The sequence below is a fragment of the Dyella sp. LX-66 genome (assembly GCF_018599165.1).
Lineage (GTDB): Bacteria > Pseudomonadota > Gammaproteobacteria > Xanthomonadales > Rhodanobacteraceae > Dyella_D > Dyella_D marensis.
Window position 1 is genome coordinate 163497 of sequence record NZ_JAHFVJ010000002.1, and the last position, 26042, is coordinate 189538.

19 protein-coding genes (1 of these 19 only partly in view) are annotated in these 26042 nt (G+C 68.1%); 11 read left to right on the forward strand and 8 right to left on the reverse strand.

What is annotated here, in order from left to right; translation table 11 throughout:
* The 4 genes from KK141_RS04420 to KK141_RS04435 form a co-directional block, all read left to right on the forward strand.
* Positions 1-7051, forward strand: the 3' portion of a protein-coding gene (locus tag KK141_RS04420; RefSeq protein ID WP_214571615.1) for a non-ribosomal peptide synthetase. Its footprint begins 24725 nt before the window's first position; 7051 of the gene's 31776 nt are visible here — the last part of the coding sequence; its start codon lies off the left edge, out of view; its stop codon occupies positions 7049-7051.
* A gap of 20 nt (positions 7052-7071) precedes the next feature.
* Positions 7072-8559 carry a cytochrome P450 gene (locus KK141_RS04425; RefSeq protein ID WP_214571614.1) on the forward strand — a complete coding sequence of 496 codons (1488 nt, stop codon included), beginning with the start codon at positions 7072-7074 and terminating at the stop codon, positions 8557-8559.
* On the forward strand, positions 8556-9950 hold the full coding sequence (locus KK141_RS04430; RefSeq protein ID WP_214571613.1) for an MATE family efflux transporter: 1395 nt from the start codon (positions 8556-8558) through the stop codon (positions 9948-9950). Before KK141_RS04425 ends, KK141_RS04430 begins: the two co-directional genes overlap by 4 nt.
* A 169-nt stretch (positions 9951-10119) precedes the next feature.
* The gene (locus KK141_RS04435) at positions 10120-10818 is read left to right on the forward strand and encodes a 4'-phosphopantetheinyl transferase superfamily protein (protein WP_250901562.1); all 699 of its coding nucleotides are present in this window, start codon (positions 10120-10122) and stop codon (positions 10816-10818) included.
* A gap of 4 nt (positions 10819-10822) precedes the next feature.
* Here the strand turns inward: KK141_RS04435 and KK141_RS04440 are convergent, their stop codons facing one another.
* Complete coding sequence (locus KK141_RS04440; protein ID WP_214571611.1) at positions 10823-11395, reverse strand: phosphatase PAP2 family protein; 573 nt, start codon at positions 11393-11395, stop codon at positions 10823-10825.
* Positions 11364-12524 (reverse strand): glycosyltransferase family 1 protein, encoded by a 1161-nt coding sequence (locus KK141_RS04445; protein WP_214571610.1) that lies wholly within the window; start codon positions 12522-12524, stop codon positions 11364-11366. The genes KK141_RS04440 and KK141_RS04445 overlap by 32 nt, the downstream gene beginning before the upstream one ends.
* A gap of 169 nt (positions 12525-12693) precedes the next feature.
* On the opposite strand from KK141_RS04445, the gene KK141_RS04450 reads away from it, so the two are divergent.
* Entirely contained in the window at positions 12694-13128 is a 435-nt protein-coding gene (locus KK141_RS04450; protein ID WP_214571609.1) for a DUF4399 domain-containing protein, read from the forward strand.
* A gap of 127 nt (positions 13129-13255) precedes the next feature.
* On the opposite strand, the gene KK141_RS04455 is transcribed toward KK141_RS04450, so the two are convergent.
* Positions 13256-14038: a transporter gene (locus KK141_RS04455; protein WP_214571608.1), complete on the reverse strand. Its 783-nt coding sequence runs from the start codon at positions 14036-14038 to the stop codon at positions 13256-13258.
* Between the two features lie 29 nt (positions 14039-14067).
* Between KK141_RS04455 and gltX the strand changes: the two genes are divergently transcribed.
* Genes gltX through KK141_RS04470 form a run of 3 tightly spaced genes read left to right on the forward strand, consistent with a single transcriptional unit; the run spans position 14068 to position 16293 of the window.
* Complete coding sequence (gene gltX, locus KK141_RS04460) at positions 14068-15468, forward strand: glutamate--tRNA ligase (protein ID WP_214571607.1); 1401 nt, start codon at positions 14068-14070, stop codon at positions 15466-15468.
* A gap of 15 nt (positions 15469-15483) precedes the next feature.
* The gene (locus tag KK141_RS04465) at positions 15484-15762 is read left to right on the forward strand and encodes a hypothetical protein (protein WP_214571606.1); all 279 of its coding nucleotides are present in this window, start codon (positions 15484-15486) and stop codon (positions 15760-15762) included.
* Between the two features lie 48 nt (positions 15763-15810).
* Positions 15811-16293 carry a transcriptional repressor gene (locus KK141_RS04470; RefSeq protein WP_214571605.1) on the forward strand — a complete coding sequence of 161 codons (483 nt, stop codon included), beginning with the start codon at positions 15811-15813 and terminating at the stop codon, positions 16291-16293.
* A gap of 118 nt (positions 16294-16411) precedes the next feature.
* Here the strand turns inward: KK141_RS04470 and KK141_RS04475 are convergent, their stop codons facing one another.
* On the reverse strand, positions 16412-18412 hold the full coding sequence (locus KK141_RS04475) for a TonB-dependent receptor (RefSeq protein WP_214571604.1): 2001 nt from the start codon (positions 18410-18412) through the stop codon (positions 16412-16414).
* Positions 18413-18519: 107 nt separating this feature from the next.
* On the opposite strand from KK141_RS04475, the gene KK141_RS04480 reads away from it, so the two are divergent.
* The 3 genes from KK141_RS04480 to KK141_RS04490 all read left to right on the forward strand — a co-directional run bounded on the left by KK141_RS04480 (position 18520) and on the right by KK141_RS04490 (position 20253).
* Positions 18520-18942, forward strand: coding sequence for a MerC domain-containing protein (locus tag KK141_RS04480; RefSeq protein WP_214571603.1), 423 nt, complete (start codon positions 18520-18522; stop codon positions 18940-18942).
* 49 nt (positions 18943-18991) lie between these two features.
* The gene (locus KK141_RS04485) at positions 18992-19969 is read left to right on the forward strand and encodes a cation diffusion facilitator family transporter (protein ID WP_214571602.1); all 978 of its coding nucleotides are present in this window, start codon (positions 18992-18994) and stop codon (positions 19967-19969) included.
* Between the two features lie 122 nt (positions 19970-20091).
* Positions 20092-20253, forward strand: coding sequence for a 30S ribosomal protein THX (locus KK141_RS04490; protein ID WP_090450405.1), 162 nt, complete (start codon positions 20092-20094; stop codon positions 20251-20253).
* Positions 20254-20344: 91 nt separating this feature from the next.
* Here KK141_RS04490 and KK141_RS04495 read toward each other — a convergent pair whose 3' ends face one another.
* Genes KK141_RS04495 through KK141_RS04510 form a run of 4 tightly spaced genes read right to left on the reverse strand, consistent with a single transcriptional unit; the run spans position 20345 to position 26040 of the window.
* On the reverse strand, positions 20345-21853 hold the full coding sequence (locus KK141_RS04495) for a hypothetical protein (protein ID WP_214571601.1): 1509 nt from the start codon (positions 21851-21853) through the stop codon (positions 20345-20347).
* A complete protein-coding gene (gene hutI, locus KK141_RS04500; protein ID WP_214571600.1) occupies positions 21822-23045 on the reverse strand; it encodes an imidazolonepropionase in 1224 nt (407 codons plus the stop codon). Before hutI ends, KK141_RS04495 begins: the two co-directional genes overlap by 32 nt.
* Positions 23042-24472, reverse strand: a complete 1431-nt coding sequence (locus KK141_RS04505) for a chloride channel protein (protein WP_214571599.1) — start codon at positions 24470-24472, stop codon at positions 23042-23044. The genes hutI and KK141_RS04505 overlap by 4 nt, the downstream gene beginning before the upstream one ends.
* Positions 24469-26040 (reverse strand): bifunctional GNAT family N-acetyltransferase/carbon-nitrogen hydrolase family protein, encoded by a 1572-nt coding sequence (locus KK141_RS04510; RefSeq protein ID WP_214571598.1) that lies wholly within the window; start codon positions 26038-26040, stop codon positions 24469-24471. Before KK141_RS04510 ends, KK141_RS04505 begins: the two co-directional genes overlap by 4 nt.
* Positions 26041-26042: the final 2 nt, after the last annotated feature.

Below are 26042 nucleotides of genomic sequence, written 5' to 3' on the forward strand. Positions count from 1 at the left end.
GCGCTGCTACGCCATCTTCGAAAGCAAAGGCCTGCAGTACGGCCCGGCCTTCCGCGGCATCGACGAGCTGTTCGTCGGCGAGGGCGAAGTGCTGGCGAAGATTTCCTTGCCAGCTTCGGTCGCCGCCACACTGCCCGATTACGCGCTGCATCCCAGCCTGCTCGATGCCGCCTTGCAGTCATCGCTGGGCATGCATCTGGCAGCGCATGGCGAACAAGGCATTGCGCTGGCCCTGCCGTTCGCGGTCGACGCCGTGCAGGCCTGCGCACCGTGCACCGCCGCGATGTGGGCCTATGTGCGCCACTCGTCGGGTGCCACAGCCACCGGCGACATCCGCCAACTCGATATCGATCTTTGCGATGCACACGGCCAGGTCTGCGTGCGTATCGAAAAACTCAGCCTGCGCACCGTCCATCTCAAGCCGACACCTCCGCTGTCACGTGACACGAACCACGAACGGAACTCACCTGCCATGAACGATTCCAAGGACTTCACCCCGCACCACGGTCACGCCACCGACACGCAGCCGGCCAGCGCCGTGCTGCGCGAAAAGAGCATCCTGCAGTTCCGCAAGCTGATCAGCCGGCGCCTGGCGCTGCCGCTGGAGGCGATCGGGGCGACGGTGGGCTTCGACGAGTACGGACTCGATTCGATCCTGGTGATGGAGCTGACCGACGCGTTGCGCGCGGTGTTCGGTGCGGAGCACATCGGCGCGACGCTGTTCTTCGAGCATCACGATATCGAAGGGCTGGTCGATCACTTCCTGCGTACCGACCCGGCAGCGTTGTCGCGCTGGGCAGGTATTGCTGCCGCCGCACCGGCGGCAGCGCCGGCTGCGGTGGTACAGCCAGTCAATGCCACGGTACGCGACGTGCAGCCGGTGGGAGCGACCATCCCCACCGTGCCCGCCGCGGTGGCGCCGTTCGACGTGGCGATCGTCGGACTCTCGGGCCGCTACCCGGGTGCCAACGACGTCCACCAGTTCTGGGACAACCTCGCCGCCGGCCGCCACAGCGTGAGCGAGGTGCCGCCGGAGCGCTGGGCGCACGGCCGCTTCTTCGACGAGCGCAAGGGCCAGGCCGGCAAGACCTATACGCGCTGGGCCGGGCTGCTGGACGACGTGCAGGGCTTCGACCGCCTGTTCTTCCATATCGCGCCGAGCGAGGCGCGCCTGATGAGCCCGCAGGAACGGCTGTTCATGCAGGAAGTGCATGCCAGCATCGAGGACGCGGGCTATACGGCCGCCGGCCTCAGCGCGACGCGCAAGGTCGGCGTGTTCGTCGGCGTCACCAACGAGCACTACGCCACCGGCGCGCGCTTCTGGTCGATCGCCAACCGCATTTCGCACCTGTGCAATTTCCAGGGGCCGAGCCTGGCGGTGGATACCGCGTGCTCGTCCTCGTTGACGGCCATCCATCTGGCGCTGGAGAGCCTGCGCAGCGGCGACAGCGAGGTGGCGATCGCCGGCGGCGTGAACCTGATCGTGGCGCCGACCCAGCTGATCGACCTGGCCTCGATGGCGATGCTGTCGGCCGACGACAAGTGCAAATCCTTCGCGGCCGGTGCGGATGGCTTCGTCGACGCGGAGGCGGTGGGCGCGCTGGTGCTTAAATCCCTGCATCGCGCGGTGGCCGACGGCGACCATATCTACGGCGTGATCAAGGGCAGCGCGATCAATTCCGGCGGCAAGACCAACGCCTACCTGGTGCCGAACCCGAATATGCAGTCGCAGCTGGTGGGCGATGCGCTGCGCCGCGCCGGCATCGATGCGCGCACGGTGAGCTATGTGGAAGCGCAGGGCACCGGCAGCCATCTGGGCGATCCCATCGAGGTGGCCGGCCTGGCCAAGGCGTTCCGCCAGTGGACGCAGGACCGCCAGTTCTGCGCGCTGGGTTCGGCCAAGTCCAATCTGGGCCATAGCGAGAGCGCCAGCGGCTTCGTCGCGGTGAGCAAGGTGCTGATGCAGATGAAGCACGGCATGCTGGCGCCGAGCCTGCATGCGGCCACGCCGAATCCGGAAATCCGTTTCGCCGACACGCCGTTCTTCGTGCAGCAGGCGCTGGCGCCGTGGACGCGGCCGCAGCTGGATGTCGACGGGCGCCGCCGGGAGTTCCCGCGGCGTGCGGGGATTTCCTCGTTCGGTGCGGGCGGCGCGAATGCGCATCTGGTGATCGAGGAGTACGTCGAGCCGTCGTCGTCGATGCGAGGTGGCTTGCATGGCCCCGCGATGATCGTGCTGTCCGCCCGCGATCCGGAGCGCCTGAAAGCGCGCATCGAACGCCTGCTGGCAGCGCTGGCGCCGGAGCGGCACGCTTCCGACCTGGCGCTGGCCGATATCGCCTACACCTTGCAGGTGGGGCGCGAGGGGATGGAGGAGCGCCTGGCGCTGCTGGTGGAATCGCTGGACGAGTTGCGCAGCAAACTGGCGGCGATCCTCGCCGGCAGCAAGGACGTGGACGAAGTCTATGCGGGACAGGCGAAGCGCAATGCGTTCTCCGCGCTGGCCGACGATGAGGACATGCAGGTCGCGGTGCAGGCCTGGGTGGCCAAGGGCAAGTACGGCAAGCTGCTGGACCTGTGGGTGAAGGGTTTCGCGTTCGACTGGAACGGCTTGTACGCCGGCGCCGTGAAGCCGCGCCGCGTGAGTCTGCCGAGCTATCCGTTCGCACGCGAGGTGTGCTGGACGGATGTGCGTTATCCGGATGCCGTCGATGCGTTGCCGACGCTGGGGGCGGTGCGCAAGGAAGGGCTGGCGCTTGCTGCAGCCGACGTTCCGGCCACCGACGCCACCGGCACCATGATGCGCATCTGGTGCGAACTGCTGGGCCGCCCGTCGGTGGCCCTCGACGACGACTTCTTTGAACTCGGCGGCCAGTCGCTGCTGGCGACGCGGCTGTCGGTGCGCATCCGCGACGAGTTCGGCGTGGAGGTGCCGGTGGCGGCGATCCTCGAAGCGCCGACGGTGGCGGCGCTGGTGGCGTGGGTGGCTGCCGCTGCGCCTGCGGCGGCGCCGGCCAGCGCGGTGGCGGCGCCGGCCGCGGTGCGGGAAGAAAGCTATCCGCTGTCGTTCGCGCAGCAGCGGCTGTGGTTCCTCGACCAGCTGGAAGGCTACAGCCCCACTTACAACATTCCCGCCGCGGTACGCCTGAAAGGCCGGCTGGACACGGCCGCGCTGGAAGGCGCGCTCAACGACGTGGTGCTGCGCCACGATGCGCTGCGCGCGCGCTTCGGCAGCGCCGACGGCACGCCGGTGCAATACATCGCCGAGCGCCTGGAACTGGCGCTGAAGCTGCACGACCTGCGCGGCAGCGCGCCGCGCGAACGCGAGACGCAGACCCGCCAGCTGATGCTGGACGAAGCGAGCACGCCGTTCGACCTGCACGGCGGTCCGCTGGTGCGCGGCAGCCTGCTGCGGCTGGCCGACGAGGAGCACCTGCTGCTGCTGACCATGCACCACATCGTTTCCGACGGCTGGTCGATGGGCATCCTGGTGCGCGAGCTGGGCACGCTGTACGCCAGCCGCGCCTTCGGTGCGCCGGTGGCGCTGCCGGAGCTGCCGATGCGCTATGTCGACTTCGCGCGCTGGCAGCGCGAATGGCTGAGCGGCGAGGTGCTGGAGCGGCAGCTCGGCTACTGGAAGCAGCAGCTGGCGGGCGCGCCGCCCCTGCTGACCCTGCCCACCGACCGTCCGCGTCCGCCTACCCAGGGCCAGGACGGCGCGGCGCTGGCCTATGCGCTGCCGGCGGACTTGAGCGCGAAGCTGCAGGCGCTGAGCCGCAAGTCGCAGGGCACCTTGTTCATGACCTTGTGCGCGGCCTTCAACGTGCTGCTGGCGCGCTATTCCGGGCAGAACGATATCTGCATCGGCACGCCGATCGCCAACCGCAACCGCAGCGAGATCGAGGACCTGATCGGCTTCTTCGTCAACACCTTGGTGCTGCGCAACCAGGTGGACCTGAGCGCCGGCTTCACCGACCTGCTCAAGCAAGTGCGCGCCAATACGCTTGACGCCTATGCCCACCAGGACGTGCAGTTCGAGCAGCTGGTGGGCGCGGTGCAGCCGGAACGCCATACCAGCTATTCGCCGCTGTTCCAGGTGATGCTGGTGCTGCAGAACGCGCCGCTGAATCTTGCCTTGCCCGGGCTGGAACTGGAGCTGGTGCCGCACGAGACGGTGACCGCCAAGTTCGACCTCACGCTGACCTTCAGCGAAGGCCCGCAAGGCCTGTACGGCAGCTTCGAATACAACACCGACCTGTTCGACCGCGCCACCATCGAACGCATGGGCGAGCACTTCGCCAACCTGCTGCAGGCCATCGTGGCCGAACCGGAACGGCCGCTGGGGGAGCTGCCGATGGTCAGCGCGGCGGAGCACCGGCAGCTGGTCTACGGCTTCAACGACACGGCCAAGGTCTATCCGCGCATCACGCCGGAAACGCAGACGCTGCACCAGCTGTTCGAGGCGCAGGTGGCGCGCACGCCGGACCACACCGCGGTGGTGTACGAGAACAAGTCGCTGACCTATGCCGAGCTCAACGCGCAAGCCAATCGCCTGGCCCGCCATCTGCGCCATCTCGGCGTGGGGCCGGACGTGCTGGTCGGCCTGTGCACCGAGCGCTCGATCGAGATGATCGTGGGCCTGTATGCGATCGAGAAGGCCGGTGGCGCTTATGTGCCGCTGGACCCGACCTATCCGTCCGACCGTCTCGCCACCATCGTGGAAGACGCGGCGCCCGCCGCGATCCTCACCCTGGCGCACCTGCGCCACGCCGCGCCGGCGATTCCCGGCCTGCCGGTGCTGTGCATCGACGGCGACGCCGCGAGCTGGGCGATGGAGGATGCCGGCAATCCGATCAACGCCACCCAGCCGGGCGACCTGGCCTATGTGATCTATACGTCCGGTTCCACCGGCAAGCCCAAGGGCGTGGGCATCGACCATCGCGGCATCGTCAACCGCCTGGAGTGGATGCAGGAGGCTTATCCGCTGACCGCCGCCGACCGCGTGCTGCAGAAGACGCCTTTCAGCTTCGACGTCTCGGTGTGGGAGTTCTTCTGGCCGCTGCTGGAAGGCGCCACCCTGGTGGTGGCCAAGCCCGGCGGCCACCAGGACGTGGCCTACCTGGCCGGCCTGATCGACGCCGAGCGCATCACCACCACGCACTTCGTGCCGCCGATGCTCGAAGTGTTCCTCAACGAAGTGGAGCCCGGCAGCGGGCGTTCGCTGCGCCAGGTGATGTGCAGCGGCCAGGCGCTGCCGATGGATCTGCAGCAGCGCTTCTTCGCCACCTGGGACCACGTGGAGCTGCATAACCTGTATGGCCCGACCGAGGCTTCGGTCGACGTCACCTACTGGCAGTGCCGCAAGGACAGCGCGCTCAACTGCGTGCCGATCGGCAAGCCCATCGCGAACATCCAGATCCATATCCTGGACGACTACTTCAACCCGGTGCCGGTGGGCGTGGTCGGGCATCTGTATATCGCGGGCGTCGGCCTGGCACGCGGTTACGTGAACCGGCCGGATCTCACCGGGCAGACCTTTATCCCCAACCCCTTCAGCACGGAGGACGGTGCGCGCATGTACCTGTCGGGCGACCTGGCGCGCTATCTGCCCGACGGCAACATCGAGTACCTGGGCCGCAGCGACCACCAGGTGAAGATCCGCGGCCTGCGCATCGAGCTGGGCGAGATCGAATCCACGCTGGCCGGGCTGGATGCGGTGCGCGACGTGGTGGTGCTGGCGCGGCCGGACGAGCGCGGCGTGCAGCGCCTGGTGGCTTACCTGGTGGCGCACGACGGCCAGTCGCTGCCGGATCCGGCGGTGCTGCGCCGGACCCTGGCGCAGACGCTGCCCGACTACATGGTGCCGGAGTACTTCGTGGGGCTGGCGGTGATGCCGCTGACCTCCAACGGCAAGGTCGACCGCAAGGTGTTGCCGGCGCCGGAGATGGCGCAGGACGAAGGCGAGCACATCGCGCCGCGCACGGCGATGGAAAAGGCCATCGCCGCGGTGTGGTCGGAGCTGCTAAAGGTGGAGAAGGTCGGGCTGACCGACGACTTCTTCGAACTCGGCGGCCACTCGCTGCTGGCGACCCAATTGGTGTCGCAGCTGCGCAAGCGGCATGTGGCGGAGATCGAACTGCGCGACCTGTTCTCGCACGCCACGCTGGGCGCGCTGGCTTCGTTCGTGGATACGCGCAAGCAGGGCGGGCTGCATCCGAACCTGGTGCCGATCCGCGCCAAAGGTGCGGCCGCGCCGCTGTTCCTGATCCATCCGATCGGCGGCGGCGTGCAGTACGCGTTCGACCTGGCCCAGCACCTGGATGCCAACCAGCCGGTGTATGGCCTGGCGGTGGGCGAGACGCTGCACCGGAGCATCGACGCCATGGCCACGGCGTATCTGGATGCGATCCGCGAGGTGCGGCCGTCCGGTCCGTACCTGCTGGCCGGCTGGTCGCTGGGCGGCATGGTGGCGTACGAGATCGCGCATCGCCTGCTGGCGGCGGGCGAGGACGTGCAGTTCGTCGGCATGATCGACACCAGCGCGCCGGCGCTGCGCGCCAGGGAGCGCGAGCGGCATCCGGTGCAGCACGACGCCTGCCGCGCGCTGCTGAACTGGCTGCTCGACCTGAACCTGGCCGGCGACTGGCGCACCCATCCCGACTATCCCGAGCTGATGGCGCGCGCCATACGCGGCGATCTCGACGGCATGATCGCGCTGTGCATGGGCGCGGGGTTGGTGCCGGCGGGGCTGGATGCGGACGAAGTGAAGCGCACGGTGGCGCTGTACGAAGCCTGCGGCCGCGCGGCCGACGACTATCGTCCGCCGGCGGCGCAGCTGCCGGTAACGTATTTCGCCGCCGATCGCCATGAAGGCGACGAGGTCTCGCTCGGCTGGCGCGACCTGGTGGGCCGGCATCTGGAGGTGTCGCGGATAGGCGGTTCGCATCTGTCGATCGTGTCGGCGCCGCTGAATGAAAAGCTGGCGCGCGACATCTCGGCGCGGATCGGCCGCTATACGCCGAATCTGTCCTTCACCGCGGCCAGTCCGTGAGCGCTCAACAGGGGAATGCCATGAACGAAACCGCCGCCTCCGAAGCACTGGCTCTGCCCGAGGAAGCCCCGGCCCAGCTCAGCTACACCCGCCGCATCGAGGACCTGCCCGCACCGAAGGGCCAGCCCGTGGTCGGCAATGCGCTGCAGCTGAGCGGCCGCCAGATGCACCAGAAATTCAGCGCCTGGGTGCGCGAGTACGGGCCGATGTTCCGCCTGCAGGTGTTCGGCCACACCATCGTGATCGTTTCCGATTCGGCCACCGCGCACGGCGTGATGCGCGAGCGTCCCGACGGTTTTCGCCGCAACGGCGGGCTGAAGACGATCATGAATGAGCTCAACATCGGCGGCGTGTTCACCGCCGAGGGCGCGGCCTGGCGCAAGCAGCGCAAGCTGGTGATGAGCGGGCTCAATGCCGAGGTGATCCGCAACTTCTTCCCGAAGATGGTGACCTTGACCGAGCGCATGCTCGAACGCTGGAAGAAGGCCGTGCTCGAAGGCCGCGCCATCGACCTGCGCCGCGACCTGAAGGCGATGGCGCTGGACACCATCGTCGGCATCGCCATGGGCCACGATATCGACGCGGTGAACCAGGACGGCGATCCGCTGCAGCGCGATATCGACAGCATGTTCCAGCGCCTGGGCCAGCGCACCACCGCGGCGTTTCCGTACTGGCGTTATTTCAAGCTGCCGGTGGACCGCGCGGCGGAGCGCTCGTTCGCCGAGATCGAGACGCGGGTGCAGGAGTTCATCCGCAACACGCGCCAGCGCATGGAGCAGCAGCGCGAACTGCAGCGCAAGCCGGCCAACATGCTGGAGGCGATGATCGCGGCCAGCGAGGATCCGGAATCCGAATTCACCGACGAGGAGCTGGTGGCCAATGCCATCCTCAGCGTGATCGGCGGCGAGGACACCACCGCCAACTCGATCGGCTGGATGCTGTGCCTGCTGGCGCAGAACCCGGCCGCCGCGGTCGCGCTGGCGGCGGAAGCGGACCAGGTGCTGGGCGAAGCGCCGCTGCCGCGCGAGTGGGAGCAGATGAAGGCTTTCCATTATCTGGAGGCGGCGCACAGCGAGACGCAGCGGCTGAAGGCGGTGGCGCCGTATCTGGGGCTGACCGCGAACGCCGATTGCGTGGTGGCCGATACCTTCATTCCGAAGAACACCGCGATCATCGTGGCGACGGCGGGCGAGGGGCATGACGCGGCGCAGTTCCCCGAGCCGGATCGCTTCCGGCCGGAGCGCTGGGTGGCGGAGCTGCGCGAGCCCGGCGAGGAAGACCCCAGCCGCAAGCTGTTTCCGTTCGGCGGCGGTGCGCGGCTGTGCCCGGGGCGGTTCCTGGCGCTGACCGAGATCAAGGTGGTGGTGTCGATGATCGTGCGCAACTTCGAGCTGGAGCCCGACCCCAAGGCGCCACCCGCGAAGGAGCTGCTGAATTTCTTCATGGCGCCGAGTTCCGTGCCGGTGCGGCTGAAGCTGCGCGTGCCACCGGCGGGAGGCGCGGCTTGAACGCCATCGCGCCCGCGTCCAGCGCCGCCATCGCGCGGCGCATCCTGAAGGTGTCGCTGCCCCTGATGGGCTCGATGATCGGCAACCTGATCATGATGCTGGTCGACCGCATCTGCCTGGCGCGGTACTCGGCCGATACGCTGGCCGCGTCCGGCCCCGCGGTGTACACGGCGATGGCGATCGTCGGCTTCTTCGTCGCCGTGGTGGGCTTCTCGCGCTCCTGCGTGGCGCAGGCCTATGGCCGCTCGGGACATGCGGATGCGGCGTGGCAGGCGGCGATCGGCGTGGTGGTGGGCGTGGTGTTCGCGCTGCTGCTGTGGCTGATGGCGCCGCTGATGGCGTGGATTCCGGCGCTGAGCGACCGGCCGCCGAACCTCACGCGACTGGAATCGCAGTTTCTCTACTGGTCGGCGTATTTCGGCGCGGCGATGACCTTCAACATGGCGCTGTCGTCCTACTTCAACGGTATCGGCAAGACGCGCATCACCCTGGTGGCGGGACTGGTCGGCCAGGCGGTGGGCATCGTGGCGACCATCGGCCTGGTGTTCGGCCGCTTCGGCTTGCCGGGGCTGGGCATGCGCGGTTCGGCGCTGGGCACCCTGGCCGGCACCCTGGCGATCACGTTGATCTATGTGGCGTACATGCCGAAGGACGTGTGGAGTGACGTGCGGCGGCTGGTGGCGGCGCGCGGGCTGCATCGCGGCGACCTGATGCCGCGGATCAAAAAGGGCGTGGCGCTGGGCGTGACCGCGGGCATCGGCAACTTCGGCAATGCGGCGTTTATCTGGATCATCGCCGGGCTGGGTGCGATTGCGCTGGCGGCCAACAATGTCAACCTCACGGTGAGCTATATCGGCGTGATTCCGCTGCTGGGCTTAGGCATCGGTTGCAGCGTGCTGTGCGGCAATGCGCTGGGGCAGGGCGAGTTCGAGCAGGTGCCGCGCATCATGCTGGTAACGCTGGCGCTGGAGCTGGTGTATGTGGCGTTCACGGCGTATCTGCAGATCGTCACCCCGAACGTGCTGCTCGATCCGTTCGGTCTGGCGGACAAGCCCGACGAGATCCGCCACGCCGCGGTCGCCACTTCGAAAGTGCTGTGGACGTATTCGCTGGCGTTCGCGTTCTCGATGACGGGGCAGGCGGTGCTGGAGGCGTTCGGACTGACGCGGTTCCTGTTCGCGGTGCGCTTCGTGATGATGTGGGTGCTGAGCATTCCCACGATTTACCTGATCACCTTGGGGCATGTGGGCGATCCGGAGTATCTGCCGACGGCGTGGGTGGTCGGTTCCTCGTTCGAGGCGGGCATCGGGATTCTGTATTTCTGGCGGATCTGGGTGGCGGTGCGGCGGCGGCAGAATGAGATTGTGTTGCGGCCGCAAGTAGAAGCTTGAGCTCGCGTCGGTTCTGCAGTCTGGAATCCTTCTCCCTCCGGGAGAAGGTGGCGGCAGCCGGATGAGGGTACGGGCGGAGTGTGGCGCACCGCTCCGCCCGAACCCTCACCCCAACCCCTCTCCCGGAGGGAGAGGGGCTTAATTCGAGGCGATGTGCAAAGGAGAGGGCATGCAGGAGTTGCGGCGTCTGTCGTTGGAACGACATCCAGGGAATTTGCCCGATGCATTCGTGTTGGCGTTTGATATGGAGGAAAGCGACGACACGCATTTCGCCCATCACGGCATCGCTTGCCCGCCATCCATCGCGCGAAGCGTGCCAAAGCGCAAGGCGGAATATCTTGCCGGACGGCGTGCTGCGATGGCGGCGCTCTCGGAAGCTGGCGCTGAGGCGGGCGACCTGGCGATCGGGCCGTCGCGTGCACCTGCATGGCCGCAGGGTTTTATCGGAAGCATTACGCATGCGGTGGGGATCGCCGCGGCCGTCGTCGTGAGCGAAGTCGCGGTGCGCGGCGTCGGGATCGATATCGAACACGTGGTGGCGCCAGGCGCGTTCGATGCGATCGTGCAATCGGTGGTCGATGTGGCGGAGCGCAAGGTGCTGGCCGGACTCGCGCGGCGGTTCGGCGAGCCGATGGCGCTGACGATCGCGTTTTCCGCCAAGGAAAGTTTCTACAAGGCGACCGCGGCTGAGGTCGGCCGGGTCTTCGAGTTCAGCGCGCTGAAGATCGTCGATTCGAATGAAGAAGCGATCGAAGCGGAAATCGCCGAGACCTTGGTGCCGGCACTGCCGGCCGGGATGCGCTTCCGCCTGGGTTACTCGCTGCTGGACGACAGCACCGCCATCACCAGCTGCGTGTGGAGCCGCTGACCGCTCAGTGCATCCAGTGCATCAGCGGCAGCACCCACAGCGAGAGCGAACCCAGCGCACCACCGATCGCGGTGGCGGCGATCACATCGCTCGGATAATGCAACCCCAGGATCACCCGCGAGGCGCCGACCAGCGCCGTAAAGGTGAGCAGCAGCGGGGCCAGCAGCGGATACCAGGCCAGCGCCACGATGGTGAAGCTCACCGCCTGCAGGGTGTGGCCGGAGGGGAAGCTGAATTCGTCCAGCGGCGGCACGTGGGCGATCACGCCGGGGCAGGCGCGGAACGGGCGCGGGCGGCGCGTCCAGCGCTTGAGCAGGCGGTACAGCAGCAGGGCGGTGAGGCCGGTGATGGCCATCTGTGCAGCGGCGGCGAGGCCGCGGCGCCCGTCGAACAGGGCCAGGGCCAGCATCAGCGAATACCAGAACACCCCGTCGCCCAGGCGGCTGACGATGCCGAAGAACACGCCGACGGCGCGGCGCGCGCCCCAGTGGTTGGCGGCGACGCAGATGCGCCGGTCGATGGCCAGGCGTGGTCCGTTGGAAAGCTCAGGCGTGTGCAGCGGCGGCAGAGTGTTCATCGCGATGCTCCTTGGCCAGTTCACGCAACAGGGATTCGAATTCGCGGATCACCGCGTCCGGCGAGAGATTGGCGATGCTGGCCTGCGCCGCGCGGCCCATGTGGCGGATCAGGCTGGCGTTGGCGGTCAGCGTGCAGGCGGCCTCGATAAAGGCACGCTCGTTGCCGGCCTCGATGCGGAAGCCGTTGACGCCGGAGGACAGATGTTCGCGGGCGGCGCCTTCCTCGTAGGCCACCACCGGCAGGCCGGCGGCGAGCGCTTCGAGGATCACGTTGCCGAAGGTTTCGCTGAGGCTGGGGAAGGGGAACACGTCGGCGCTGGCGTAGTGGCGCGACAGCGCCTCGCCGCGCTGCACGCCGGCGAAGATGAAATCGGGATTGGCTGCCTGCAGCGCGGCGCGCGAGGGGCCGTCGCCCACCCACACGTAGCGCGCCTTGGGCACTTCGCGCTGGATCGCACGGAAGGTGCGCACGGCCAGGTCCAGGTTCTTTTCCGCGGCGATGCGTCCGACGTAGAGCACCACCGGCGTATTGCCGTCGACGCCCCAGGAGGCGCGCAGTCCGAGATCGCGGTGGCTGGGGTGGAACAGCTGGGTGTCCACGGCGCGGCGCAGAAGGCGCACCGTGTCGACGCCCAGGTCCGCCAGTTCGCGCGCCAGCGCGTCGGTCGGCACCAGGGTGGCGGCGGCACGGCAGTGGAAGCGGCGCAGGTAGCCGCGCACGATCGGGGTGAGGAAGCCCACGCCGTAGTGGTTGGCGTAGGTATCGAAGCGGGTGTGGAAGCCGGTGGCGGCCGGGATGCCCAGTGCCTTGGCCGCGCGCACCGCCGACCAGCCGAGCGGGCCTTCGGTGGCGACGTAGATGGCGTCGGGGCGCAGCCGCGTCCAGCGCTCGCGCAGGTTGCGGCCGGCCGGCAGGCCGAAGCGCAGGCCCGGATAGCGCGGCAGCGCGGCGCCGCGCATTTCGACGGGGAAGATGCCCGGCTCGTCGTGGAACGGTTCGGCCTGGCGCGGCCGGGTCAGTTCGACGGTGTGGCCGCGAGCGGCGAGGCCGGCGGCGAGGCTGTGCACGGTAAGTGCGACCCCGTTGATTTCCGGCGGATACGTCTCAGTGACAATGCCGATGCGCATGGCGATACCTGTGCTGGCCCGGCATAGGTTCGTCCTGGGGCGTTGCGGGGGCGTGGCGCGTTCATGACGCCCGCGTTACGACTACTCCCAGTTGAGAGTTCGTAGGGCGCTTTCCGCATGACGATGCGCTTACACTGGCCGTCCCCCTTCATGCCAAGGAGATCCCACGATGAAGCGCATTCTGTTCGCTCTGGCCCTGGCCTCGACGGCCGCCGCCGCGATCGCCGCCGACGCTCCCGGCCTGCCGGTGACCAAGTCCCCCGCCGGTGCCGAGGTCTACATCATCAGCCCGAAGGACGGCGCCACCGTGGGCCAGGAATTCACCGTCGAATTCGGCCTCAAGGGCATGGGCGTGGCCCCGGCCGGGGTGAAGAAGGACGGCACCGGCCATCACCACCTGCTGGTCGACGTGAAGGACCTGCCGGCCGCCGGCCAGGTGATTCCGAAGGACGAGAACCACCTGCACTTCGGCAATGGCCAGACCGAGACCACGGTGAAGCTCAAGCCCGGCACGCACACGCTGCAGCTGGAGCTGGCGGACGAGAACCATATTCCGTTCGATCCGGCGGTGGTCTCCAAGAAGATCACCGTGCACGTGAAGTAAGGCAACGGCTGACACCTCCGGCGTAGGTTGGGGTGAGCCGAAGGCGAACCCCAACATTCGTGCGATGCGTGTGCTGCAACGTTGGGGTTCGCCTTCGGCTCACCCCAACCTACCCACAGGTTCGGGGTCAGCGCCCGAAAAACATCGCCACGCCGAGCCCGGCCTCCCAGGTCGGCGCATGCCCGCCCAGGCGGTGGCGCACCCAGCTGTCGAACTGCAGATTGGCCAGCGGCTGCCAGGCCAGGCCGGTGCCGGCTTCGCTGCCGAAGCCCTGGGTTGCGTCGTGCTGGGCCATGGCTTCCAGATACGCACCGAACTGCGGATTGAACTGGTAGCCGATGCTCGGCGCGAACTGGACGCTGTCCTTGCCGCCGCTGCGCTGCCATTGCGCGTAATAGCCGAAGGCGATCTTGCCACCGGTCTGCTGGGTGGCGTCGAACCCCAAGGTGTAGGCGGGATGGTCGTTGCGGAAGGCGCGTGCGCCGTCGGTGAATTCCGCGGTGCCGAGCAGGCCCCACGACCACACGTCGCCGATCACCGGCACCCACTTCAGCCCGAGGGTGGTGTCGCCGCGGCCGTGCACGGAGGGCTGTCCGGTCTGGCGCAAACGGTTGTATGGCGTGCCGCCGAGCTGCAGTTCGGTACCGCCGCCCAGGCCCAGGCGCAGCAGGCTGTCGTACATGGACAGGTCGCTGCTGGCGCCGGCGTCGCGCTGGCGGCTCCAGTCGGGCAGGCCTTGTTCGTAGGCGAACTGGCCGGCGTGCAGCGGGTTGGTGGCGAAGCCCCAGCCGGGGCGGTCGAAGCCGGGAGCGTCGTCGGCCAGCGCCGCGCCGGTGCAGCAAGTCAACAAGACGAGCAGCTGGGCGGGCAGCAGGGCGCGGTGCCGGCGGCCGATTCGGCTAAAATCCATCGTTTCGCTCCATACCCCAAGAAGATCCAATGACCGTCCGCACCCGCTTCGCCCCCAGTCCTACCGGCTTCCTGCATATCGGCGGCGCCCGCACCGCGCTTTATTGCTGGCTGGAAGCGCGCCGCCGCGGCGGCCAGTTCGTGCTGCGCATCGAGGATACCGACCGCGAGCGTTCCACGCAGGAGGCCGTGCAGGCCATTCTGGACGGCATGCGCTGGCTGGGCCTGGTCCACGACGAGGGCCCGGTCTACCAGACCCATCGCCTGGAGCGCTACAAGCAGGTAGCCGACGAGCTGCTCAAGGCCGGCAAGGCGTACTACGCCTACGAGAGCAAGGAAGAGATCGAGGCGATGCGCGAGGCCGCCATGGCCCGCGGCGAGAAGCCGCGCTACAACGGCTATTACCGCGACCGCAACGAGCCGCTGCGCGACGATCCCAACCGGGTGATCCGCTTCAAGAACCCGCTGGAAGGATCGGTGGTGTTCGACGACAAGGTGAAGGGCCGCGTGGAGTGGGCCAATGCCGAGCTCGACGACCTGGTGATCTTCCGCTCCGACGGCTGGCCGACCTACAACTTCGCCGTGGTGGTGGACGACATCGACATGGGCATCACCGAGGTGATCCGCGGCGACGACCACGTCAATAACACGCCGCGCCAGATCAACATCTACAAGGCGCTGGACAAGCCGGTGCCGGAATTCGCGCACCTGCCGATGATCCTCGGCCCCGACGGCCAGAAGCTGAGCAAGCGCCACGGCGCAGTGAGCGTCATGCAGTACCGCGACGACGGCTTCCTGCCGCACGCGCTGCTCAACTACCTGGTGCGCCTGGGCTGGTCGCATGGCGATCAGGAGATCTTCTCCGAGCAGGAGATGATCGCGCTGTTCGATATCGGCGACGTCAACAAGGCCGCTTCGCGCTTCGACGTCACCAAGCTTTCCTGGCTCAACCAGCATTACCTGAAGACCGACGAGCCGCAGGCGATCGCGCCGGAATTCGAGCACCAGCTGCAGCTGGCCGGCATCGACTACAGCAATGGCCCGGCGCCGGCCGACGTGATCGTGGCGCTGCGCGACCGCGTGCAGACGCTGAAGGAAATGGCCGAGCGCGCGAAGATCTGGTACGGCCCGATCGTCGAATGGGACGACAAGGCGGTGGCCAAGCATCTGCGCAACGACAGCGCCATCGCGGTGCTGGAGCAGGCCAGGGCGCTGTTCGCCGCCAGCGAGTGGAAGCCGGAGGCGATCCACCAGGCGGTGGAGCAGATCGCGGCAAAACTCGAGCTGGGCATGGGCAAGATCGCCCAGCCGCTGCGCGTGGCGATGACCGGCACCCAGGTGTCGCCGTCGATCGACCACACGGTGTTCCTGGCTGGGCGCGAGGAAGCGCTCAAGCGCATCGACGACGCCATCGCGCTGGCGCGCGGCTAAGGCGCGCACGCCGCCGTGGACGAGCTGCTCGCCAGGGCCACCCAGGGCGTGGACATGGATGCGCCGGACGCGAGCTGGCACATCTTCTGGAACCTCATGGCGATGGTGCCGTGGGCGGCGATGTTCTGGTGGTCGCTGGTGTTCGTGGCGGTCGGCGCGCTGCTGGGCTGGTGGCGCGGGCGCACCTGGGAAGGCGTGGTGTGGGCGGCGGTGCTGGGGCCGCTGGGCTGGGTGGCGATCTTGCTGCGGCCCAGGCGGCTGTTGCCGCCGCCGCTGCCGCGCCGGCGGCCCTGAACGGGCTCTTACCCGAGGCGGTGTATCATCCCGCCCCGAGGTGAACCCATGAGCCATTCCGCTACCGACAAGCCGCACGACCACCACCATCACGACGATGCCAAGGGCTTCGTGCGTGCGGTGGAAAACGCGAGCGAGGAACGCGGGCTGCGCCTGACCCCGCTGCGCAAGGAAGTGCTGGAACTGGTGGCCGCCGCCGGCAAGCCGGTGAAGGCCTACGACCTGCTCGACCATCTGCGCGAGCGCCATGGCAATGCGGCGCCGCCCACGGTGTACCGTGCGCTCGACTTCCTGCTCGAGCACGGCTTCATCCACAAGCTGGAATCGATCAACGCCTTCGTGTCCTGCCACCATCCGGCGGAGGCGCACCAGGTGCCGTTCCTGATCTGCGACGTGTGTTCGAGCGCGCAGGAAGTGTGCGACGAGCGCGTGGCCGAACTGATCGAGGCGCAGGCCAAGGCCTTCGGCTTCCGTCCGCAGGCGCAGACGCTGGAAGTGCACGGCATCTGCAAGCACTGCTGCAAGGGCTGAGGCCCGTTTTCTCTCTCGGATAAAAGGCGGGGCGCGATGCATTGCGCATCGCGCCCCTTGGTTTCGGCCACGCCATCGAGGGGGGGAGGGGCTGGCGCGACCGAGAACGCGGTGGTGCTTAGAAGAACGCGCGCAGGCCCATCGACACGCTGCGTCCCGGCAGCAGGACCTGGTCCTTGAACAGCGACGTGGCGAGACGGCCCTTGCGGTTGGTGAGGTTGCTGCCGTCGAGGAAGGCTTCCCACTGGCTGCGCTCGCCGTTGTGGAAGGTCCATGCGGCATGTGCATTCACCAGGGTGTAGCCGGCGGTGCGCGTTTCGAACGCGGCGGTGCGGTTCTGCGCGAAGTAGCGCACGGCGCCGACGCTGGCGCGCAGGTCGTCGCGGCTCCAGCTCAGCTGGCCGCCGAGACGCCCGGCCGGGATGCGCGGCAGGTTGCCGCCGCCGTGTTCCAGATCCGCGCGCACGGTGTCGCCGTAGGCGCGGAAATCCCAGGCGCCGCTGGCATTGCGGGCCAGATGGAAGGTGGCTTCGGCTTCGGCGCCGCGGAACTTCGCATCGCGCTGCGACCAGGTGCGCACCGGCATGCCGTCTTCCACTTCGCCGGTGTCGGCCAGATAAATGAAGTCGTGGTAGCGGTTGCTGTAGACGGCGACTTTGCCTTCGACGAAATCGCCGTGATAGTGCAGCGCGAGTTCGGCCTGGTTGGCAGTTTCCTTCTTGAGGTTGGCGTCGCCGATTTCGTAGCTGTTGGACGCGGCATGCGGGCCGTGCGCGAACAGTTCTTCCTCGGCCGGCGCGCGCTGGGCGCGATCGAGGTTGAGGCTTAGGTGCCACCGTTCGGTGAAACGCCACGATGCGCCGGCGGAGAAGCTCGACGGAGAGAACTTGCGGCGCGGCTGGTCGTCCGGCGTGACGGTGTGGCGGTCGGTGCGCGCGCCCAGTTCCAGCTTGAGCGGGCCGAACTGGCGCTGCTCGGTGAGGAACAAACCCCAGGCTTTGGTCGAGGTGGGCGGCACGAAGGTCTCCTCGCCGACGGCGGAGAAGTCGCGATGGATGTACTGCAGGCCGAAGGCGCCTTCCCAGCCGGCCAGCGGTTCGTGGGTGAACAGCAGGCGGCCTTCGTTGGCCTTGGTCTTGAACGTAGTACCGGCGGCTTCGCCTTCGTATTCCACGTGCTGGTAGTCGTTGTGGCCGAAGCTCACTTCCGCCTTGGCGATGCCGGGCAGCGGTTGGTTGAAGCCGCCCTTCATGTCGTAGCGGGTCTGTTCGAGCTTAATGTGCACCGGCGGCTCGCCTTCTTCCGCATTGCCCGGTTCGGCGGGGCTGCCGTACTTGTCCAGATAGCGCGACACGGAGAGGCCGAAGTAACCCCAGTCGCCCAGCAGTGAGGCACCGGCCGCGCCGGAGGTGGTCTTCACCTGGCTGTTGGCCTGGGTGCCGCCGGGGATGTCGTAGTTGCCGTCGTCGCGGCGCATGCCGTCTACGTGCAGGGCGAACTGCTGGTTGCCGGCGTCGGCGCGGAACACGCCGGTCTTGCCCTCGGTGCCGGTGTCGTAGCGGCCTTCGGCGCGGCCGCTGAAGCCGTTCTGCGGCGCGGCCATCGGAATGCGGCCGTCGACCACGTTGACCACGCCGCCGATGGCGCCGGAACCGTAGAGTAGGGTGGACGGGCCTTTCAGCACTTCGATCTGGTCGGCCAGGAAGGGCTCGACCGAGGTGGCGTGGTCCTGACTGATATTGGACACGTCCTGCGAGCCGAGGCCGTTCTCCAGCACCGCCACGCGTGGGCCGTCCATGCCGCGGATCACCGGCCGGCCCACCGCCTTGCCCAGGCCGGTGGTCTGCACGCCGGGGATGGCGGAGACTGTCTCGCCCAGCGTGCCGGCCTTCACTTCGTCCAGCGCCGAGCCGGCCAGCACGGCCACGGGGGCGACGATCTGGTCGGCTTGCTGGCCCAGGGGCACGGCGTTGACGGTGATCGCGTCGAGATCCTTGGCCTTGGGCTTGTGGTTGTCCTTGTCCGCCGCGATATCCGTGGTTTCGTCGGCCGCCTGCAGCGGCGGGGCGATGGCGGCCAGGCTGGCGGCGAGGGCGATGGCGATCATGGTCTTGCGCATGCTGGGTTGTTCCTGGGGAGTGGATTCCGTGGATGTTATAAAGTAACATCACTTCCCATCGCCCAGGCAAGAAGTCACGTTTGGCGCATTTTTTTACGAGTCGACCGATGGACCAGGAGAGCAAAACCCGTTGGTGGCGCATTGCCGATCGCATCGGTGCGATGGCGTCGTTCCTGTGCGCGATCCACTGCGCCGCGCTGCCGTTCGTGCTGGCGCTGCTGCCGCTGCTCGGCCTGGACTTCCTGGCCGATCACCGTTTCGAGCGCGCTTTCGTGCTGTTCGCCTGCGTGCTGGCGCTGGTCAGCCTGCTCAGCGGCTATCGCCGCCACCATCGCGTGCTGCCTTTGCGCCTGGCGCTGCCGGGACTTGCCTTGCTAGTGCTCGGCGTCACCGTGGCGGAGGGATATTCGGTCGGTGTGCACAGCGCGCTGGTCACCTGCGGCGGCCTGCTGGTGGCGGCCGCGCATTTCATCAACCTGCGCGCGGACCGCGAGCAGGGGCACGTGCACAGCGTGGACTGCGCGCACTGATGCGGCCTCGTGATTGTGTAACGGCGAGCGCGCTTTCTAGCATTCGCGCATGAGTCATACGCACGACCATTCCCACGATCATGCCGATCACGCGCACGAGCATGGCGCGCACGGCCACGATCATTCGCACGCCGGCATCGGCTTGAACGGCCGCGAGCGCAAGCTCGCCTTCGCCTTCGTGCTCACCACCTTGATGATGATCGCCGAGGCGGTCGGCGGCCTGTGGTCCGGTTCACTGGCCCTGCTGGCCGACGCCGGCCATATGCTGGTGGATGCGCTGGCGCTGCTGCTGGCGGTGCTCGGCGCATGGATGGCGCGCCGCCCCGCGGATGCACGGCGCAGCTACGGCTACGGCCGCGTGGAAGTGCTGGCGGGTTTCCTCAATGCGCTGACGCAGTTCGCGCTGGTGGCCTTCATTGCTTATGAGGCGATCGAGCGGCTGTTCACGCCGACGCCGATTCTTTCCGGCGTGATGTTCATCGTGGCGCTGGTGGGCCTGGTGGTGAACCTGGTGGTGCTGCGCACCCTGCATGGCCATGACCACGACGACGTAAACGTGGCCGGCGCGGCGCTGCACGTGCTGGGCGACTTGCTCGGTTCGGTGGCCGCGGTGCTCGCTGCCTTGGCGGTGCGCTGGATGGACTGGCTGTGGGCCGACCCGGTGCTGTCGCTGCTGGTGTCGCTGCTGATCCTCAACAGCGCCTGGCGCCTGCTGCGCCGCTCCGCGCACATCCTGCTGGAAGGCGTGCCGGAAGGGCTGGATACGGGCGAGATCGAAATCGCCTTGCGCGAGTCGGATGTCTCCATCAGCAATGTGCATCATCTGCACGTCTGGCAGCTCGCTTCCGGTTCGCGCATGGCCACCGTGCATGCGCAACTGCACGACGAAGGCAACGGCGCCACGGCGATCGCGGCGATCAACCGCGTGCTTGGCGAGCGCTTCGGCATCCGGCACGTGACGGTGCAGATCGACCCCGGCCCCTGCCCGGATCACACCCGCGGCTGCGCCGGCCAGCGCCGCGATTGAGCCTGCCGGGCCGCGCCCGGGCGCCTATTGCGCTTTGGGCGGCCACTGCTAGGATGATCGGCCGTTCAACCTGCGTCGAGTCAAACTCGATGCACCCACTCGACTAACCTAAGGAGTTCCCCATGGGCAAGGGCGATCGCAAGACCCGTCGCGGCAAGACCTACCGTGGCAGCTACGGCAACACCCGCGTGCACGGCGCGCAGCCTGCCGTGGTGGGCGCCAAGGAGACCGTGACCAAGCCGGCCGCCGCCAAGAAGGCCGCGCCGAAGAAGAAGTCGGCCTGAAGCGCCGACCTGTCTCGAGCAGAGACGGGTTCCGGTCGAAAAGCCCCGCTACGGCGGGGCTTTTTCTTTGAGGGCGGCAAACGGCGCGCGCTCATAGCCATTGGGCTGCGATGCGCCGGTAGCGTTCGTTCTCCTGCCAATCGGCCTGCTCGCGGGCCGAGGCGAGCTGGTTCCGCCATGCCGCGCCGGCCTGCCGCCACGCCGAGGACAAACGGTGGAAGCGGGTGCCCGCCAGCCACGCCTTTGCGCACAGGCGGCAGGCGCGCGCGAATTCTCCATGGCGGATAAAGGTGCGGGTCATGTCTTCGACTGCTTCGGCCGTCGGCAGCGGCTGGCGCTCCAGCTTGCGCGCCAGATCGAGCGCCACGTGACCCTGTGGCGACATCTCCGGCAAGGCTTCATAAGCGAGCTGGATGGCGAGGCGGCAGCGCAGGCTGGCCTGTTGCCAGCGCGGGTCGCAGCCGGCGATGAAGGCGTGGGCGAGGGCATGGGAAAAGATCTCCTTTGCCGACTCGACCGGGGCGGCGCGGCCGTGTTCCAGCGAGGCTTCCGCCACCGCCATGGCGACGCGCGCGCTTGAGGTGCGCGTAAACAACCCATCCAGCAGGTGCTGCGCATCGGCCAGCATCTGCAGGCGTATGTCGCCGCGCTCGCAGCCCGCGAGGCGCAGCAGCACACGTGCCAGCAGGTACTCTCCCGCATCGGCCATATCCGGCACAGCGCACAGCCGCTGGGCTGCGAGCATCGCTTCAGTCAGCTTGCTGAGTGCGACATCGCCCAGCTGCTGCTCGGCCGTGTAGAGCAGCGCCTCGATCCAGGCCTTTAGCACCACACCCGAACCCTGCTCGACCGCCGCGGCATGGCGTGCGCCCATGTCGTGCAGCGCGAAGCGCCTCGAGGCGCCGCTCAGCCGCCTGGCCAGCGCCAGATCCAGCTCGATGCGCCGCGCCTGCCATTCCGTCCTGGCGTCTTCCTGCGCCTGCTCTTCGCCACGCAAGGCATGCGCCTGCGCAACGCGATGCAGCGCATGCACCTGCGGCATGGCGGCCCGGTCCAGCTGCAGGGCGAGCACCTGGACGAGCAGCCAGCGTGCTTCCTCGTGGCCCGCATCGCAGGCTTCGAGCAGGGCCGCTTGCCAGGCATCGAGCAGGGCGGTCGGCAGCTGGGCCGAATCGCCGGGCTCGATAACGGGAAAATCCGCCGCGCGTTCCATCGGGAAGGGCGTGCCCGGCGCGATGACCGCCGCCATCGCTTCGAGGCGGGCGATGAGCGGAAGAATGTCACTATCCATGACCGGTGCAGCGTCCAGCGATGACTCCACCGCATGGCTCATCGATACGCGCACGCACCAGCCTTCACGCAGCGAGGGATCGAGCAGAGATGCCCATGCCGTCGAGCGAGCGCCATCCGCGCCCGGAAGCACCGGCACGCAACCGACATACCGCATATTCGAAAACTGACTGAAGTCCACCATCGCGCCTCCCGCATGCGCCCGCACGTTCCGTGTGGGACCGCAGACAAAGGCTAGCGGGAGACGCGATCGGAGTGTTCTGAAAATCAGTGGCGTATCAGGCTTGCCGTCCGCCGCGATACACCGCACGCACCAGCTCGCCGCCGATCCAGTAGCACAGCTCCGCCGGCCGCTTCGCCTCCCACATGGCGAGATCCGCGCGCTTGCCCACCGCCAGCGTGCCACGATCATCGAGACCCAAGGCACGCGCCGCGTTCACCGTGATGCCACGCAAGGCTTCTTCCGGCGTCAGCCGGAACAGCGTGCAGGCCATCCCGGCCGCCATGCGCAGCGACAGCAGCGGCGAGGTGCCGGGATTGCAGTCCGTCGCCACCGCCATCGCCACGCCGTGCTCGCGCAGCGCGGCGACCGGCGGCAGTTTCGTTTCGCGCAGCGCGTAGAACGCACCCGGCAGCAGCACCGCCACCGTGCCCTTCGCCGCCATCGCGCGCGCGCCGTCTTCGCTCAGGTATTCCAGATGGTCGGCGGAAAGCCCGCCGTATTCGGCCACCAGCGCCGCGCCTTCCAGATTGGACAGCTGCTCGGCATGCAGCTTCACCGGCAGGCCCAGCGAGCGAGCGCGCTCGAACACGCGGCGCGTCTCCTCGCGGGTGAAGCCGATGCCTTCGCAGAACGCGTCCACCGCATCGACCAGCCCTTCCTCCGCCAGCGCGGGCAGCATGCGGTCGCACACCAGCTCGACGTACGCGTCGCGGTCCTGCTGGTATTCCGGCGGCAGCGCGTGCAGGCCGAGGAAGGTGGTGCGCACGGTGATGCCCAGTGCTTCGCCGAGCCGGCGCGCCACGCGCAGCATGCGCCGCTCGCTTTCGAGTTCCAGCCCGTAGCCGGATTTGATCTCGATGGTGGTGACGCCATCGGCAAGCAGCGCACGCGCACGCGGCAGTGCCTGCGCGAACAAGCCGTCTTCGCCGGCCTCGCGCGTCGCCTTCACCGTCGAAGCGATACCGCCGCCGGCGCGCGCAATTTCCTCATAGCTGGCGCCGTTGAGGCGCAGATCGAACTCGTGCGCGCGGTCGCCGCCGAACACCAGGTGCGTGTGGCAGTCGATCAGGCCGGGCGTGACCAGCGCGCCGTCGAGTTCTTCGACGTGCGCTGCACGCTTCGGCGCATCGGCCGGCAACCGCGCACGCGGGCCGATCCAGGCGATGCGTCCGCCGGCCACGGCGATGGCGCCGTCCTCGATCAGTCCATAGGGCTGCGCGCCTTCGAACGTGGCGAGCGTGGCGCCGGTCAGCAACAGGTCCCAGGCTTGCGTGTTCATGGTGTCTCGCGTGGTTCGGGTGGCGTGGGCGTGGCGGGATCTTCCACCAGCGCCGCGTTGTTGTCGCTGGCAGCAGGCGGCGTGTCGCGCCGCGCCAGCTCCTGCTCATAGCCTTCGATCAGCCGCTCGGCCAGAGCGCGGTACACCGGCTTGCGGCACAGCAGCGAGGAAGCCGCGCGCGCCAGCAGGCAGGTAGCCATGATCGGCAGCGCCATCTGCTGGTTGGCGGTCAGCTCCATCGAGATCACGGTAGCGGTGAGCGGCGCCTGCGTCACGCCGGACAGATACGCCGCCATCGCCAGCAGCACCACTGCCGACATGTCCGCGCCGGGCAGCAGCGCGGCGATGTTCTGGCCGAGTCCGGCGCCCACCGCCAGCGCGGGCGAAAAGATGCCGCCGGGAATGCCGGCCCAGTAGGAAGCGATATTGCCCAGGAATTTCAGCGCGCCGAATGCGCTCACGGTGTCGTGGTGTCCTTCCAGGATGGCGCGGGCCTGCGCATAGCCGGTGCCGTAAAGCCCGGTCTGCGTGAGCTGGCTGAGCAGCACCAGGGCGAGGCCGCAGGCCGCGGCGAACAGCACCGGATGGCGTGCGCGCAGGCGGCCCATCGCGCCGCGTACACCTTGGTCGTGCGGCAGGATCAGGCGCGCGAACAGCCCGCCCGCCAGGCCGCAGCCGACGCCGGTGGCTAGCACCGCCCACCAGGCGCGGCCGAGCGGCAAGCCGATGTCGAGGCGGCCGAAGTACGCGTAGTTGCCGAGGATGCCCAGCGACACCACGCCCGCGATGATCACCGCGGTCAGCAGGATGCCGCTCATGCGGTGCTCGAACGCGCCGCTCATTTCCTCGATGGCGAACACCACGCCGGCCAGCGGCGTGTTGAAGGCGGCAGCCAGGCCCGCGGCGGAACCGGCCAGGATGAAGCGCCCCGCCGCGGCCGCGTCGGCAAAGCCGAAGCGCCGGCCCAGCGAATACAGCAGGCCGGCGCCGACGTGCACCGTGGGGCCTTCGCGCCCCACCGAGGCGCCGCCGAGCAAGGCGGCCAGGGTGAGCGCCATCTTGCCCAGCGCCACGCGCAGCGACAGCAGGCCGCTGCGGAAGCCTTCGTCTTCCACCTTCAGTGCCGCGATGGCTTGCGGAATGCCCGAGCCGCGCGTGGGCTTGAGCGCGCCGGAGGTCAGCCAGGCCAGTACGGCGAACATCGACGGCGTGACCAGGAAGGCCCACCAGCGGCTGTGCTCGAGCATGCGATGGAACAGGCCGAAGGCGTAGTCGGCCGCCTGGGCAAAACCGACCGCGGCCAGGCCGACGATGACCGCGCCGCTCCAGAACAGCACCCGCCGGCGCCAATGCACCGGCGAGAACAGATCCGAACCGGCCAGCCGCCGCAGCCGGCCGGCCGGCGTTCCGGTGTCCGGTTCGCTCATGATTTGCCGTCGCGCTTGGTGGTCCAGCGCGTTTCGTACAGGTCGAAGCGGCGGTCCTTGAGGTTCTGCACCGCGCCGGCGTTGCGCGCGCGGGCCAGGCTTTCCAGGCGCAGGTCGGCGAACAGCACGGTTTCGATGTTGGGCGTGGAGTCGGCGGCGATGCCGTCGCGCGCGAACGGGAAGTCGCTGGGCGTGAGGATGCAGCTCTGGCCGTACTGGATGTCGAAGTTGTTCACGCCCGGCAGGTTGCCGACGTTGCCGGACAGCACCACGTAGCACTGGTTCTCGATCGCGCGCGCCTGCGAGCAGTAGCGCACGCGCAGGTAGCCTTCGCGCACGTCGGTGCAGAACGGTACGAACAGGATCAGCGCGCCCTGGTCGGTGAGGTGGCGCGCCACTTCCGGGAATTCGGAGTCGTAGCAGATCATCACGCCGATCGGGCCGCAGTCGGTCTGGATGGTGGCCGCGCTGTCGCCGCCGGTGATGTTCCACACGGTGCGTTCGCTGGGCGTGGGGTGCAGTTTTTCCTGCTCGTGGATCGAGCCGTCGCGCAGGCACACGTAGCAGACGTTGTGGATGTCGCCGTTCGGCTGCTCGGTGGGATGCGAGCCGGCGATGATGTTGATGTTGTAGTGCACCGCCAGCCGGCTGAAGAGTTCCTTCACCTGCGGCGTGTACTGGCTGAGCTTGCGGATCGACTCCACCGGCGACAGTTCGGCGTTCTCGATCGACAGCAGCTGCAGGGTGATCAGCTCGGGGAAGGTGACGAAATCCGCGCTGTAGTCCGCCGCGATATCGGTGAAGTATTCCACCTGGGTGGCGAATTCCTCGAACGACTGGATGCGCCGCTGCAGATACTGCACCGACGCCACGCGCACCGAATCGGGCAGGCGCTGCGGCGAGGGAATCGACGGCACGTCCGGCTGGTTCAGCAACTGCGGGTTGCGCCATACCAGATGCGCGGCGTAGCCCAGCGATTCGTAATCCGACGGCACGTAGCCGCGCAGCACGCCGATCACCTGGAAATCGTTGGACAGCTGGAAGCTGAGCGTGGGGTCGCGCCGCTTGCCTTCCACCACCGCCTGCACGTAGGCCTCGGCGCTGCCGTAGCGCTGGATGGTGCGGGCCAGGCCCGGCACGCGGCCGCCGAACACGATGCCGCGCAGCTTCAGGTCGGTGCACAGCCGCTTGCGCGCCTGGTACAGGCGCTGGCCGATGCGCATGCCGCGGTAATCCGGATGCACCACCACTTCCATGCCGTACAGCCAGTTGCCGTCCGGCTTGTGGCGCGAGCCCATGCCGCCGCCGGTGATCTGCATCCAGGTATGCGGCGCCAGCGCGCTGGCCTCGTCGATGCGGAAGGTGGCGCAATAACCGACGATGCGCCCTTCGTACTCGACCACGAACTGCCCTTCGGGGAAGTGCGTCTGCTGCGAACGCAGCATCTCGGCCGAATGCCCCCACTCGGGCGTATAGACGCGGCCGGTCAGCGCGACCAGGGCAGGAACGTCGGCCGGCTGCGCCTGGCGCACCAGCAGCTTGGGAGTGTGTTCATTCTTCTTGGCCATGC

Coding starts and splice junctions, on each gene's coding strand:
- KK141_RS04485 (WP_214571602.1), top strand. CDS start 18,992: ATGAGTCATACGCACGACCATTCCCACGATCATGCCGATCACGCGCAC.
- KK141_RS04490 (WP_090450405.1), top strand. CDS start 20,092: ATGGGCAAGGGCGATCGCAAGACCCGTCGCGGCAAGACCTACCGTGGC.
- KK141_RS04425 (WP_214571614.1), top strand. CDS start 7,072: ATGAACGAAACCGCCGCCTCCGAAGCACTGGCTCTGCCCGAGGAAGCC.
- KK141_RS04475 (WP_214571604.1), bottom strand. CDS start 18,412: ATGCGCAAGACCATGATCGCCATCGCCCTCGCCGCCAGCCTGGCCGCC.
- KK141_RS04505 (WP_214571599.1), bottom strand. CDS start 24,472: ATGAGCGAACCGGACACCGGAACGCCGGCCGGCCGGCTGCGGCGGCTG.
- gltX (WP_214571607.1), top strand. CDS start 14,068: ATGACCGTCCGCACCCGCTTCGCCCCCAGTCCTACCGGCTTCCTGCAT.
- KK141_RS04480 (WP_214571603.1), top strand. CDS start 18,520: ATGGACCAGGAGAGCAAAACCCGTTGGTGGCGCATTGCCGATCGCATC.
- KK141_RS04455 (WP_214571608.1), bottom strand. CDS start 14,038: ATGGATTTTAGCCGAATCGGCCGCCGGCACCGCGCCCTGCTGCCCGCC.
- KK141_RS04450 (WP_214571609.1), top strand. CDS start 12,694: ATGAAGCGCATTCTGTTCGCTCTGGCCCTGGCCTCGACGGCCGCCGCC.
- hutI (WP_214571600.1), bottom strand. CDS start 23,045: ATGAACACGCAAGCCTGGGACCTGTTGCTGACCGGCGCCACGCTCGCC.
- KK141_RS04440 (WP_214571611.1), bottom strand. CDS start 11,395: ATGAACACTCTGCCGCCGCTGCACACGCCTGAGCTTTCCAACGGACCA.
- KK141_RS04435 (WP_250901562.1), top strand. CDS start 10,120: ATGCAGGAGTTGCGGCGTCTGTCGTTGGAACGACATCCAGGGAATTTG.
- KK141_RS04445 (WP_214571610.1), bottom strand. CDS start 12,524: ATGCGCATCGGCATTGTCACTGAGACGTATCCGCCGGAAATCAACGGG.
- KK141_RS04510 (WP_214571598.1), bottom strand. CDS start 26,040: ATGGCCAAGAAGAATGAACACACTCCCAAGCTGCTGGTGCGCCAGGCG.
- KK141_RS04470 (WP_214571605.1), top strand. CDS start 15,811: ATGAGCCATTCCGCTACCGACAAGCCGCACGACCACCACCATCACGAC.